A 13,248-nucleotide genomic window follows, 5' to 3' on the forward strand; every position below is an offset into this window, starting at 1 on the left:
ATTTCCCATGAACTACATCAGCACCCGAGGAACCATCACGCCGATCGACTTCAAGGATGCAGTCATGATGGGGCTCGCCACCGACGGAGGGCTTCTGCTGCCGGAGACGATACCGGCGCTTGCCCCCGGCACCCTCGAGTCGTGGAAAAAGCTTAACTATCAAGAGCTTGCCTTCAACGTCATGTCGCTCTTCGCCACGGACATTCCGGCGGGAGACCTTCGGCGGCTGATCGACACCTCCTACGCCACCTTCACCCACCCGGAGATCACACCAGTGGTGAAGAAGGACGGCGTCCACATCCTGGAGCTCTTCCACGGTCCGACGCTTGCGTTCAAGGACGTGGCCCTGCAGTTCCTCGGCAACCTCTTCGAGTATCTTCTCCGGGAGCGGGGGGAGCGGATGAACATCGTCGGCGCCACCTCGGGCGACACGGGAAGCGCCGCAATCTACGGCGTCCGCGGGAAGGAGAACATCAACATCTTCATCCTCCACCCACACGGCAAGACCTCGCCGGTCCAGGCGCTCCAGATGACCACAGTCCTCGACCCGAACGTCCACAACATTGCGGCCCGCGGCACCTTTGACGACTGCCAGAACATCGTCAAGAGCCTCTTCAGCGACCTTCCCTTCAAGGAGCGCTATGCGCTGGGCGCCGTCAACTCCATCAACTGGGCACGGGTTCTGGCGCAGGTGGTGTACTACTTCTATGCCTACTTCCGCGTCGCCGGGTCTTTCGGGCAAGAGGTGGTCTTCTCGGTCCCCACCGGCAACTTCGGCGACATCTTTGCCGGGTACGTGGCGAAACGGATGGGACTGCCGGTAAAAAAACTCCTTCTGGCCACCAACGAAAACAACATCCTCACCCGCTTCATCAATGAAGGCGACTATTCCCTGGGGGAGGTGGTTCCCACCGTTTCCCCCTCCATGGATATCCAGCTCGCTTCCAACTTCGAGCGCTACCTCTACTATCTCTTCGACGAGAATCCCGTCCGGGTCCGCGAAGCGTTCGCCTCCCTACCCGTCAAGGGGCGGATCGACTTCTCTCCCGCCGAGCTGGAGCGGGTCCGCGAGGAATTCATCTCCCGCTCGGTGAACGAAGCGGAGACCATTGCCACCATCTCCGCATTCCACAGGGAGACCGGATACATCCTCGACCCGCACACAGCGGTCGGCGTGAAGGCGGCCCGGGAGATGGTCACGGACGGGACCCCGGCGATCTGCCTTGCCACCGCTCACCCGGCCAAGTTCGCCGAGGCGGTGGCCCGGGCCGTCGGCTTCGAGCCGGCGCGCCCCCCCTCTCTCGAAGGGATCGAACGGCTGCCGACCCGCTGCCAGGTACTCGATGCAGACCGGGACGCGATCAAGGCGTTCCTAGAGGAAAAGGCCCGCTGAGGGCCTTTTCTCTGCCATCACGGCCATGTTTATCGACTGGAACCAGATCGACACCGTCCTCCTCGACATGGACGGCACCCTCCTTGACCGTCACTTCGATGACCACTTCTGGCTCGAACATGTGCCGAAACGTTATGCCGCCCAAAACGGCATCCCCCTGCCCGAGGCGAAGGAGGTTCTCTACGCCCAGTTCCGCTCCCAGGAACGGACCCTCAACTGGACCGACCTTGACTACTGGTCAGAGCGGCTTGGCCTCGACATCCCGCTCCTCAAGCTCGAAGTGGAGCACCTGATCGCCGTCCATCCGGGGGTAGTGGAATTCCTCCTCTTCCTGCGCCAGAGCGGCAAGAGCGTCTGGCTCGTCACCAATGCCCACGGCAAGACCCTCTCGCTCAAGATGAGAAAGACCCGCCTCGGCCCCTATTTCACCGGCATCGTGTCGGCCCACGAGATCGGTCTTCCCAAGGAGGAAAACGCCTTCTGGGGAAAACTGCGGGAGAAGGTGCCCTACGATCCAGCCAGGACCCTCCTGGGCGAGGACAGCGAGACCAACCTCGGGACCGCGGAACGCTACGGCATCCGCTTCCTCGTCTACGTGAGCCGCTTCAGCTCCACGGTCCATCCGACGCCATCGACCCGGTTCCCATCCATCAACCACTTCACCGAACTCATTCCCCATCCGGACGACCGCCGGATCGTCATCCCTGAATAGACAAAGGCGGCCGTAGTGGCCGCCCCTGCGTTGCGCTTTGCTCTCGTCAAAATACCCAATTGTAATCTACTTACTCACTCCAGGTTATCCTCGATCCGGATCAGCCTGGTTTCCTGGGTGATGATGTCAAAGGTGTCGATCTCGTCCAGGGCCTTGCGCACGTGCTCCTCGCGGGCTTCGTGGGTCATGATCACGATCGGCACCTCCTCGCCCGCCATCCGCGCGCTCTGCACCATTGACTCGATGCTGATGTCGTACCTGCCGAGCACACCCGAGATCTTGGCCAGGACGCCCGGCTTGTCGACCGCGCTGAAGCGGAGGTAGTATTTTCCCTCGATGCTCCCCATCGGCTTGATCGGGAGGGTGGCCACCGCGTCGTCGCCATAGCCGAGGGGGGCGGCACGCCGGCCGATGCCGGCCATGATATTGCGGGCGATGTCGATGATGTCGCCCACCACGGCACTGGCCGTCGGGTCCATTCCCGCGCCGCGGCCGTAGAACATGACCGGTCCAATGAAATCGCCAGTAAAGCGGATGGCGTTGAAGACGCCGTCCACATCGGCCAGCGGATTGCTGACCGGGATCATGGTCGGGTGAACGCGGGCCTCAACGCCGTCGGCGTCACGCTTGCCGATGGCCAGGAGCTTGATCTTGTAGCCGAAATCCCGGGCAAACTTGATGTCCACCGATGAAAGGGAACTGATCCCCTCGGTGTGAATGTCGTCGAAGTTGACCCGGGTGCCGAAGCAGAGCGACACCAGAAGTGCCAGCTTGTGCGCCGTATCGACCCCCTCGATGTCGAAGGTGGGGTCGGCTTCTGCGTAACCGAGCTCCTGGGCGTTTCGCAAAACATCTGCGAAATCGGCCCCTTCCTTGGTCATCCGGGTAAGTATGTAGTTACATGTACCATTAAGTATGCCGAAGACGGTGGAGAAGTTGTTGGCCGCCATGTTCCCCCTGAGGGCGGAAATGACGGGGATCCCTCCACCCACGGCCGCCTCGAAGAGGACCTCGACCCCTTTGCGGGCGGCAGCGGCGTAGATCTCTTCGCCGTGTAGCGCGAGGAGCGCCTTGTTAGCGGTCACCAGGTGCTTCCCATTCTCGATTGCCTTGAGCACAAACGCCTTGGCGGGATGATAACCGCCAATCAGTTCGATCACGACGCCGATCTCCGGATCGGTAAGAACCTCGTCGGCGCTTGTCGTCAGTATGCCGGCAGGAAGGGAAATGCCACGATCGGTGACGATATCCAGGTCGGCAATTTTCTTCAGTGTGATCCGGGCACCAACTTTTGCGGCAATCAGCTCCGCGTTGGTCATCAGCAGCTTCGCTACGCCGGTTCCGATGGTGCCGAAGCCCAGCAGGCCTACCTTTATCTCTTTCATAATCCCTCGCTTCAGTCTGTGGGGAAATGTTTGAGGATGAATCTAACCTTTGTCGGGAAGGGTCGAGGCAATTTCGTCGAGGATGCCGTTCACGAATGACGGCGACTCCTCGGTGCCGAACTTTTTCGCCACCTCAATCGCCTCATTGATGGTGACGTTCTTGGGGATTTCGTCACGGTAGAGGAGCTCGAAAACAGCGAGGCGCAAAATGTTCAGATCCACGCGTGCCATCCGGCCGATGGACCAGTTCTTCGACTTTTCGGCAATCGCCGCGTCGAGCACCTCGCGGTGCTCGAGAACGCCGCGGACCAGTTCGTCGGCAAAGGCACGTCCCGCCGCAGTCCCGGCTTCGGATTCGTCGAGAACAAGCTCCAGGGCGGGACCGGCCTCGCTAGCCGCATAATCACGGGCATACAACAATTGGAGGGCTATTTCCCTCCCCAGGCGACGCATACCCACTCTCAGAGCTCCTTATAAAGACGCGCGGTTTCAATGGCGGTCATCGCCGCATCAAACCCCTTGTTACCCGCTTTGGTCCCGGCCCGCTCGACTGCCTGCTCGATGGTGTCGGTGGTGAGAACGCCAAAGGCGATCGGCACCTCCGTATCGAGAGAGACATGGGCTATTCCCTTCGACACCTCGGCAGCCACGTAATCGAAGTGAGGCGTAGCTCCGCGGATCACGGCCCCGAGGCAGATGACGGCATCGTATCCCCCCTTTGCGGCCATCTTCTTTGCGGTGAGCGGGATTTCGAACGCCCCGGGCACCCGCACGACGTCGATGGCCGCATCGTCGGCGCCATGACGGACCAGGGCATCGACGGCTCCCTCCAGGAGGCGCTCGGCGATAAAGCTGTTGAAACGGCTCACGATGATCCCGAACTTGAGGCCAGAGGCGTCCAGTTTGGCTTCGATGATTCTCGGCATGCGGTTTCCTCCTTATAGACAATGGACAACGGGGCGCGGGCACCGCTCCGGTACACCCGACATCACGCTGGCTCAGATATTTTCCAGCAGGTGCCCCAACTTCTCGCGCTTCGTTTTGAGATAGCCGAGGTTGGTGGTGGTGGGGGGGATCTCGATGGAGACCCGGTCGACGATGTTGATGCCATATCCCTGGAGTCCGATGAGCTTCCGGGGATTGTTGGTCATGAGGCGGATCGAGCGGACTCCCAGATTGACGAGAATCTGCGCCCCGATGCCGTAATCGCGCAGGTCCGGCTTGAAGCCGAGCTCCAGATTCGCCTCCACCGTATCTTTTCCCTGGTCCTGGAGGGCGTAGGCCTTGAGCTTGTTGAAGAGCCCGATCCCCCGCCCTTCCTGGCGCATGTAGAGGATGACCCCCTTCCCTTCCGCCTCGATCATCTCCATGGCACGGTGGAGCTGGGCGCCACAGTCGCAGCGAAGGCTCCCGAAGACGTCGCCGGTCATGCACTCGGAGTGGACCCGCACCAGCACCGGCTCATCGCCGCTGATCTCCCCTTTCACAAGCGCCAGATGCTCCAGCTTGTCCACGTCGTTTTCGAACGCTATGGCGCGGAACTCGCCGAACTCCGTCGGCAGCGTAACATCGGCGGCGCGACGGACGAGGGATTCGTGCTTGAGGCGATAGGCCACCAGGTCGGCGACGGTACAGATCCGGATCCCGTGCTCCTTGGCGAATTTCTTGAGCTGCGGCATCCGGGCCATGGTGCCGTCCTCGTTCATGATCTCGCAGATGACCCCGGCAGGCTTCAGGCCCGCAAGCCGCGCAAGATCCACCGACCCCTCGGTCTGTCCGGCACGGACCAGAACGCCCCCGTTTCGGGCCCGCAGCGGGAATATGTGGCCCGGGCGCGCCAGGTCCTCCGGCCGGGTGGAATCCGCCACGGCCGTAAGGATCGTGTGAGCCCGGTCGGCGGCAGAGATGCCGGTGGTCACCCCGCGCTTCGCCTCGATCGAGACGGTGAAGGCGGTTCCGAACGAAGAGGTGTTGTCGGAAACCATGAGCGGGAGACGCAGGAAGTCGCACCGCTCGGAGGTCATGGTGAGGCAGATCAGACCGCGACCGTACTTGGCCATGAAATTGATCGCCTCGGGGGTGACCTTCTCGGCTGCCATGGTGAGGTCACCCTCGTTCTCCCGGTCTTCGTCGTCCACGAGAATGACCATCTTACCCTGGCGGATATCCTCGACAGCTTCTTCAATCCTTGCAACGGGCATTACCGGCTCCAATACGGGAATTTGGCAAGCTTTCTATATCTCACAGAAAACCGCTCTTTGCAAGCAGTTCGAGACTCACCCCGTTCCCCCTGCGCTCAGATGTTCCGGCCCCCAGGAGCCGCTCGACGTATTTGCCGAGAATGTCGGTCTCGATGTTTACTTGATAGCCGGGACGGGCGGCGCCGAGGGTGGTCATGGCGGCGGTGTGGGGGATGAGGTTGACCGAAAAGCCGTCGCCCGACACGGTGTTGACGGTGAGGCTGATGCCGTCGATCGCCACCGACCCCTTGGTCACGAGGTAACGGGCAAATCCGGTGGGGATCCGGAAACCGAAGACGATGTTGCCAGAGATTTCCCGGCGCTCCGATACGGTGGAGATGAAATCCACGTGGCCGGTCACGATATGCCCGCCCAGGCGGTCGCCCAGGCGCAGCGCCCGCTCCAGGTTCACCCGGGCGCCGGGGGAGAGCGTTCCGAGCGTGGTTCGCTCCAGCGTTTCCGGCGAGGCATCGAAGGTAAGTTCCCCCGCACCCTTGGCCACAACGGTGAGGCAGGCTCCGTTCACCGCCACCGAATCACCGATGGCAATCGACTCCAGCGGCAAACCGCTCCCGACGACGAGCCGTGCAGCGGTGCCGGCACGCTCTATCCTCCTGAGCGTCCCCACCTCTTCTATGAGCCCGGTAAACATGCTTCCTCCGGATAGGCCTCGACCATGATATCGCCGCCAAAGCGGCGCACCGTGTCGGTCCTCAGCCTGAATGCCTCAGTCATGCGCCCCACGGAAGGACCGCCGAAGAGGCCGTAGCCCTCTTTACCCCCCAGCAGTTTCGGGGCGTAGAAGAACAGGAACTTGTCGATCACCCCCGCACGGAGCGCTTCGCCGGCAAGCTCGCTCCCTCCCTCGATGAGCACCGCCTGCACCCCACGTGCCCCGAGCCTCTTCAGAAGGTGCCTCAGATCGACCCGACCGCCGCGGTTCGCACAGTGGAGAATTTCAGCGCCGGCGGAGCGAAGGCCCGCCATCCGCTTCTCATCGCGGGAGACCGTGGCGATGAGAGTCGCGGCATCCGATTGCTGAGTCAGCATCCGGGCCGTGGCGGGAGTACGGAGGTTACTGTCGACCACCACCCGAAGGGGGTCCCGGCCCCCGGGTATCCGGGCGGTCAGCTGCGGATCGTCGGCAAGAACGGTGCCGATCCCCACCATCACCGCATCAGCCCCGGCTCGAAGTTTGTGCACATATCGTCGCGATTTTTCGTTGGTTATCCAGCGGGAGTCCCCGGACCCGGTGGCAGTCTTTCCCTCCATGGTCATGGCCGACTTGAGGGTCACGAACGGCATTCCGGTCGAAACATGCTTGATGAACGGCTCGTTGATTCTTCGACAATCAGCTTCGAGAATGCCGGACACGACTTCGATGCCGGCGGCTTCCAGCCTGCCGATTCCTTGGCCGCAGACCCTGGGGTTCGGATCGACCATCCCGACGAAGACCCGCGCCACTCCCGCCGCCACGAGGGCATCGGCGCACGGCGGGGTCTTTCCGTGATGGGAGCAGGGCTCCAGCGTTACGTAAACGTCGGCTCCCCGCGCCCCCTCGCCCGCCTGCCGCAGGGCATGGACTTCGGCGTGGGGGGTGCCGGCCTTGCGATGCCACCCCTCACCGATGACGGCGCCGCCACGGACAATGACGCAGCCAACCGCCGGGTTCGGGCTCGTCCTGCCGATGCCGCGCCGCGCCAGGGAAAGGGCACGGCGCATCATCCGTTCGTGGAAATCGGTCACGGGCACGGCGCGGGTCACTTCTTCAGCAGGTCTTGCAGCTCGGACATGAATTCATTCACATCCTTGAAGGAGCGGTAGACGGAGGCGAAGCGGACGTAGGCCACCTCGTCGATCTCGTGGAGCTCGGTCATCACCCATTCGCCGATGGTGGTACTCGGAACCTCCTTTTCTCCCCACTCCTGAAGACGGCCTTCGAGGCGGTCCACGAGCCTGTCGATCGTTTCCCGTGAGACTTGTCGCTTTTCACACGCTTTCTGGATGCCGGACACGATCTTCATCCGATCGAACGGTTCGCGGCGGCCATCCTTCTTCAGGACGAGGGGAAGGGGCTCCTCGACCCGCTCGTGGGTGGTAAAGCGTTTGCCGCACGACTCGCACTCACGGCGCCGGCGAATGGCGGCCCCCCCCTTGTCGGGACGGGAGTCGACCACTTTGCTGTCGGGATGGAAGCAGAACGGGCACTTCACGGAGCGTCTCTCTCCAGTTCACTGTATTTTTCGACCAGAACGCCGGATTCCCGGATCATCTCACGGGCCAGATCATCGGAGTACCCTTCCTCGTAGACGATGCGCCGGATGCCGGCGTTGATCAGCATCTTGGAGCAGATGATGCACGGCATGGTGGTGCAGTAGAGGGTGCTGCCATCGATATTGGTGCCGTGCTTGGCGGCCTGGATGATGGCATTCTGTTCGGCGTGGAGGCCGCGGCAGAGCTCGTGCCGCTCGCCCGACGGTATTTGGAGTCTCTCGCGGAGGCATCCCACGTCGAGGCAGTGGGCAACCCCGGATGGGGCGCCGTTGTACCCGGTGGCAAGGACGTTCTTGTCCTTGACGATAACCGCCCCCACCTGCCGGCGCAGACACGTGGACCGCTTGGCCACCAGGTGGGTGATCTCCATGAAGTATTCGTCCCAGGTCGGGCGGGCCATGGTCTCTCTCCGTATCGGGAAATGGCGGCCAGCATACTTGAGAAACGCCGTCAGGTCAAGGTTCCAGGCGGAATTCACCCCTACGGGATCACTCGTCGGGAGCGCTTCGGAGTCGCTTGGCCTGGGCACGTCGTTTCTTATCCTCGAGACGCCGCTTTTTCTCGGCGTTGGGCACCCGGGTCGCCACTCGCGGTTTTGCCCGCCGGGCACGGCGTTCCAGGGCCTTGCGGAGGCGCTCCATGGCCACTTCGCGGTTTCGCGCCTGGGAGCGGCTTTCCGATGCCTGCACCACAATCCCCGTGGGGAGATGGCGGATGCGGACCCCGGTCTCCGTCACGTTGCGATGCTGGCCGCCGGGGCCGGAGCCCCGGATGAATTCGATCTTCAGGTCAGAGTCACGTATCTCGATCACGTTCGATCTCCGATGGTTAAAGCCGGCGGCCCGATTGACAGAATGTTCGCGAAAATTGATAATATCGTATCAAGCATGAGAGGTAAACCATGAACGCAGAAGCCCTCTTGACCAAGCATTTCGGCGTGGCCGACCACGCCTGCAGTATCGTCCTGGAGCACAGCAGGCTTGTGGCCGACAAGGCGCTCCGGGTAGCTCGCTCCCTGGGCGACCCGGCACTGGATCTGAACTTTATCGAAGAAGCGGCCCTTCTTCACGACATCGGTGTCTGTCGGACAAAATCTGCCGGCATCGGCTGCACCGGAGATGCCCCCTACATCCTTCACGGCATCATTGGCCGGGAGATTCTCGAATCCGAGGGGCTTCACCGCCACGCCCTCGTCTGCGAACGCCACATCGGCGTCGGCCTCACCACCGACGACATTCTCCGTCAGGGACTTCCCCTTCCCTCCCGCGACATGGTCCCCCTCAACCGCGAGGAGATCATCATCTGCTTTGCGGACCTCTTTTTCTCCAAGAAGCCCGACACGCTCCGTCATGAAAAAAGCTGCGACGAGGTGAGGCGGAACCTGGGGAGGTTCGGAGAGCACAAGGTTGCCATCTTCGAGCAATGGCTGCAGGAACTCTCCGGATAATCACACGAACATCTCATTACATACTTACCCGAAACTGCCGGGCATCGCGGGTGCGCTTCCATATTTGTGTTATAGTTTGGAAAAACAGCTGATCGAGGTGGAATGCCATGACGCTGCCATCCGAACTGAGACGCATCGCGGAGACCATCTGGGAGCTTCCCCGATCCTACAAGCCCGGCATGCTCGTGCCGGCACGGATCTTCGCCACGGAAAGGCTGATCCAGGCCATGGACGCCGGGGTTTTCGACCAGGTATCGAACGTCGCCTGCCTTCCCGGGATCCAGAAATACGCGTTCTGCATGCCCGACGGCCACTGGGGGTACGGCTTTCCGATCGGCGGGGTGGCGGCCATGGACCCGGAAACCGGCGTCATCTCCCCCGGCGGCATCGGTTTCGATATCAACTGCGGCATGAGGCTCGTCCTGACGAATCTCACCTACGATGAAGTCAAGCCGCGCCTCCGCGAACTGGTGGACGCCCTCTTCTACAAGGTGCCGGCCGGAGTGGGGTGCCACGGTTTCGTGCGGCTATCCCACGAGGAATTCTGCGATGTGGCGGAGCATGGGTCACGCTGGGCGCTGAAGAACGGTTACGCCTGGCCGGAGGACCTGGAAATGACCGAGGAGGGTGGCTGCTTTGCCGGAGCGGACGCCTCGAAGATCAGTCACCGGGCCGTCGACCGGGGGTTCAACCAGATCGGAACACTCGGCTCGGGGAACCACTACCTTGAGATCCAGGTGGCCCGTCCCGAAAACATCCACGATCAGAAACTCGCCCAAGCCTTCGGCATCACCGTCCCGAACCAGGTCGTCGTCATGTTCCACTGCGGAAGCCGGGGGTTTGGCCATCAGGTGGCGACAGACTACCTGCAGCTGTTCCTCTCGGTCATGGAGAGGAAGTATGGCATCCATACCAATGACCGGGAACTTGCTTGCGCTCCGTTTCGCTCCCGCGAAGGGCAGGATTACTTCGCCGCCATGAAGTGCGCGGTCAACATGGCCTTCGCCAATCGTCAGGTAATCCTCCACCGCATCCGCGAGGTCTTTGCCGACATCTTCGCCCGCGACCCGCGCGACCTGGGAATGGAGATGGTCTACGACGTTGCCCACAATACGGCGAAACTGGAAAATCACGTCGTTGACGGGAAGAAGCGGGAGCTTCTCGTTCACCGCAAAGGAGCCACCCGTGCCTTCGGGCCCGGCATGGAGGGAATCCCCGAGCGTTACCGCAATACCGGCCAGCCGGTGATCATCGGGGGGAGCATGGAGACCGGCTCCTACCTGCTGGCCGGCGTCCCGGGGGGGAGCGAGACGTTTTTCACCACTGCCCACGGCAGCGGCCGGACCATGAGCCGGCACCAGGCAAAACGGATGGTAAAAGGGCAGAAGCTCCAGCATGATATGGAGACCCGGGGTATCTACGTCCGCACTGTTTCGTGGGGGGGCCTTGCCGAGGAAGCGGGATTCGCCTACAAGGATATCGACGAGGTGGCCGAGGCCACCGAGCTTTCGAATCTGAGCCGGCGGGTGGTGCGTCTGGTACCGGTCGGGAATGTGAAAGGGTGAGATGGGAAGAGCGGCGGGAACTGTCCCTGGGCAAGCCGGCTATACAAGAAAGTCGACCACCAGCCCCTTCAGTTCCATGATCTTGTTGGTGATGGCGAGGCGGTCCTTGTTCTGCGTCATGATCAGCCGGTAGAGGTTGTCGGCCTCCCGGTCGATGACGGTGACGATCTCGAAGCAGCGGGGATTGAGGGTGTTTCCTCCGATCCGTTCGAGGCGGTAGGCGTGGGAGGTGACCTTTTTCGTAAGGGCGCCGATGAGATCCCGGAACACCTTGAAATTGGCGATGGTCGGTTCGCGCTCCAGTTCGCTTCCCGCCCGGTCGATCTCGTCCTTGAGTTCTTCAAGCTCCTGCTCGTAGCTGAGAAATTCCGCCTGACGACGGGAAAGTGCCCGGACAAATGGTGAAGTACTCCCCTCCCCTGCCTTTGTCAACGATCCCTTTTTCGCCTTTTTTTCGATATCCCGGGCTGACAGTTTATCGTTAATCCGCATCTGGCAGCCTCACTGCTCTGTACCGGCGGGATTCCGCTGCCAGGGAGAATCGGGCAGGGCAAGGCAATTACCCGACCAGCTCCAACTCGTAATAATCTCCCTGGCGTCGACGCCAAAGGTCCGCTCGCATCTCAGGTTTACCTGCCCGCCGTACGCGTAAACCTCACCCCGATCCTCGTACCAGTGATAACACTTGGTACCTTCATTGTCGGTGGAGACCGCCGACGGGGGACCGACCTGGGCAATCAGTTCGCCAAGACGGGCACCCTGCCAGGCGCTAAGTTGCTTCGGCACCGGAGAACAGCCGGCAAGAACGATCAGGAGGAGTGAAAAGGCGAGAGTAGATTTCACGTTTTATCCCAATAGCATGAAGGAATTTCCGCAATAATGCACGAAACGGGCGGAAAAAACAAGGGTGTCGACTCCCCTTGGTGAGACTTCGATCCGTGTGCGATGGGCAAGTCCTTCAACCAGTCAAAATGGTCCACCCATGACAGAATATCCCCGATTTTTGCGCTCATCCGCAGCGAAGATGGTGTATACTTCACCATTGATTGCCATTGTCCTTTGGCCCCCGGCAGGCGACGACGGTTTGTATCTGATGTCATGACTTAATCTTGATGACAGGGGAAAACATGGCCAAGAAAATCTTCATTGGAGCGACCGGACAGAACTGCGGCAAAACCACGATGAGCGTTTCGCTCATGCACCTGGCGCGACAAAAGTACCGGCGGGTCGGATTCATCAAGCCGATCGGGCCCAAGATCGAGGTATACGGTTCGATGACCGTCGACATGGACGCCGTTCTCATGGCCAAGACGTTCGGACTCGAAGAAGACATAGCTCTCATGAACCCGGTGTCGCTGCACAAGAACTTCACCCGCGACTACCTGAGCGGTAGGCTGGACTGTCATTCGCTCAAGCAGAAAATGATCGAGGCCGTAGAGATTCTCGACAGGAAGTTCGACTTCCTCATCATCGAGGGGGCCGGCCATTGCGGCGTCGGGTCGGTCATCGGCCTTAGCAACGCCTGTGTTGCGCGCATTCTCGATGCTCCGGTTATTATCGTAGCCGACAGCGGCATCGGCAGCACCATTGACGCCGTCCACCTGAACCTGGCCCTGTACGAAAAGGAAGAAGCCGATGTCCGAATGGTCGTCGTAAACAAGCTTCGGGCCGACAAGCGGGAGTCGATCCTCGGGTTTCTCGCCAAGGGATTTCCCAGCAGAAATATCCAGGTAACCGGAGGCTTCAACTACTCGCCGATCCTTGCAAACCCGACGCTTTCCCACATCGGCAAACTTCTGAACCTTGCCGTACATGGCGATCCCGAGGGACGCAGCCGCATCATTCACCACATTCACCTTGGCGCAGCCTCGTCCCAGCGGGTGGTGGACGGGCTCGAAGAGGCCACTCTGCTGGTGCTTACCAGCTCGCGGGACGAACTCATCGTCACCCTTTCATCCCTCTATCACATCCCCTCGTACCGTGACAAGATCGTCGGACTCGTCATTGCGGGGCATGTGCCGATCTCTGAAATCAGCCAGCAGATTCTGGATGACAGCAACATCCCCTATATTCGCGTCCATGAAACGACGGCGAAGGTATTTACCGCCCTCATGGAGGACGTGGCAAAGATCACTTCCGAGGACCAGGAGAAGATCAGCTGGATCAAGGCAAACGCCGAAAACGAGATCGACTTCGAGGCTATTGACGCCCTTTTCTGAGGAGCGGGTAAAT

16 protein-coding genes are annotated in these 13,248 nt (G+C 61.0%); 5 read left to right on the top strand and 11 right to left on the bottom strand.

The genetic code is table 11. From position 1 onward, the window contains the following. Positions 1-7: 7 nt before the first annotated feature. Entirely contained in the window at positions 8-1,393 is a 1,386-nt protein-coding gene (thrC, locus tag M6689_RS07040; RefSeq protein WP_298269537.1) for a threonine synthase, read from the top strand. A gap of 25 nt (positions 1,394-1,418) precedes the next feature. After that, positions 1,419-2,105 (top strand): GMP/IMP nucleotidase, encoded by a 687-nt coding sequence (gene yrfG, locus M6689_RS07045; RefSeq protein WP_298269540.1) that lies wholly within the window; start codon positions 1,419-1,421, stop codon positions 2,103-2,105. Between the two features lie 74 nt (positions 2,106-2,179). On the opposite strand, the gene M6689_RS07050 is transcribed toward yrfG, so the two are convergent. The 9 genes from M6689_RS07050 to M6689_RS07090 all read right to left on the bottom strand — a co-directional run bounded on the left by M6689_RS07050 (position 2,180) and on the right by M6689_RS07090 (position 8,816). Further along, complete coding sequence (locus tag M6689_RS07050; protein ID WP_298269542.1) at positions 2,180-3,490, bottom strand: homoserine dehydrogenase; 1,311 nt, start codon at positions 3,488-3,490, stop codon at positions 2,180-2,182. A 42-nt stretch (positions 3,491-3,532) separates the two neighbouring features. Beyond that, on the bottom strand, positions 3,533-3,949 hold the full coding sequence (gene nusB / locus M6689_RS07055) for a transcription antitermination factor NusB (RefSeq protein WP_298269545.1): 417 nt from the start codon (positions 3,947-3,949) through the stop codon (positions 3,533-3,535). A 2-nt stretch (positions 3,950-3,951) separates the two neighbouring features. Beyond that, complete coding sequence (gene ribE / locus M6689_RS07060; protein WP_298269549.1) at positions 3,952-4,416, bottom strand: 6,7-dimethyl-8-ribityllumazine synthase; 465 nt, start codon at positions 4,414-4,416, stop codon at positions 3,952-3,954. 72 nt (positions 4,417-4,488) lie between these two features. After that, entirely contained in the window at positions 4,489-5,691 is a 1,203-nt protein-coding gene (locus tag M6689_RS07065) for a bifunctional 3,4-dihydroxy-2-butanone-4-phosphate synthase/GTP cyclohydrolase II (RefSeq protein ID WP_298269551.1), read from the bottom strand. A 40-nt stretch (positions 5,692-5,731) separates the two neighbouring features. Continuing rightward, entirely contained in the window at positions 5,732-6,382 is a 651-nt protein-coding gene (locus M6689_RS07070; RefSeq protein WP_298269553.1) for a riboflavin synthase, read from the bottom strand. Further along, positions 6,364-7,476, bottom strand: a complete 1,113-nt coding sequence (gene ribD / locus M6689_RS07075; protein ID WP_298269726.1) for a bifunctional diaminohydroxyphosphoribosylaminopyrimidine deaminase/5-amino-6-(5-phosphoribosylamino)uracil reductase RibD — start codon at positions 7,474-7,476, stop codon at positions 6,364-6,366. The genes M6689_RS07070 and ribD overlap by 19 nt, the downstream gene beginning before the upstream one ends. A 14-nt stretch (positions 7,477-7,490) precedes the next feature. Beyond that, on the bottom strand, positions 7,491-7,943 hold the full coding sequence (gene nrdR / locus M6689_RS07080) for a transcriptional regulator NrdR (RefSeq protein ID WP_298269556.1): 453 nt from the start codon (positions 7,941-7,943) through the stop codon (positions 7,491-7,493). After that, positions 7,940-8,404: a dCMP deaminase family protein gene (locus tag M6689_RS07085; protein WP_298269559.1), complete on the bottom strand. Its 465-nt coding sequence runs from the start codon at positions 8,402-8,404 to the stop codon at positions 7,940-7,942. Before M6689_RS07085 ends, nrdR begins: the two co-directional genes overlap by 4 nt. An 88-nt stretch (positions 8,405-8,492) precedes the next feature. Further along, positions 8,493-8,816, bottom strand: coding sequence for a peptide chain release factor-like protein (locus M6689_RS07090; protein WP_298269562.1), 324 nt, complete (start codon positions 8,814-8,816; stop codon positions 8,493-8,495). A gap of 89 nt (positions 8,817-8,905) precedes the next feature. Here M6689_RS07090 and M6689_RS07095 point away from each other — a divergent pair, with 89 nt between their 5' ends. Then, on the top strand, positions 8,906-9,451 hold the full coding sequence (locus M6689_RS07095; RefSeq protein WP_298269564.1) for an HD domain-containing protein: 546 nt from the start codon (positions 8,906-8,908) through the stop codon (positions 9,449-9,451). A 107-nt stretch (positions 9,452-9,558) separates the two neighbouring features. Further along, complete coding sequence (locus tag M6689_RS07100) at positions 9,559-11,016, top strand: RtcB family protein (RefSeq protein ID WP_298269567.1); 1,458 nt, start codon at positions 9,559-9,561, stop codon at positions 11,014-11,016. Positions 11,017-11,055: 39 nt separating this feature from the next. Here M6689_RS07100 and M6689_RS07105 read toward each other — a convergent pair whose 3' ends face one another. Both M6689_RS07105 and M6689_RS07110 read right to left on the bottom strand, forming a co-directional pair. Beyond that, positions 11,056-11,508, bottom strand: a complete 453-nt coding sequence (locus tag M6689_RS07105) for a YaaR family protein (protein ID WP_298269569.1) — start codon at positions 11,506-11,508, stop codon at positions 11,056-11,058. 9 nt (positions 11,509-11,517) lie between these two features. Further along, complete coding sequence (locus M6689_RS07110; RefSeq protein ID WP_298269572.1) at positions 11,518-11,859, bottom strand: hypothetical protein; 342 nt, start codon at positions 11,857-11,859, stop codon at positions 11,518-11,520. A 284-nt stretch (positions 11,860-12,143) separates the two neighbouring features. On the opposite strand from M6689_RS07110, the gene M6689_RS07115 reads away from it, so the two are divergent. Then, a complete protein-coding gene (locus M6689_RS07115; RefSeq protein ID WP_298269574.1) occupies positions 12,144-13,235 on the top strand; it encodes a phosphotransacetylase family protein in 1,092 nt (363 codons plus the stop codon). Positions 13,236-13,248: the final 13 nt, after the last annotated feature.

The sequence above is a fragment of the Geobacter sp. genome (genome assembly GCF_027327745.1).
Lineage (GTDB): Bacteria > Desulfobacterota > Desulfuromonadia > Geobacterales > Geobacteraceae > Geobacter.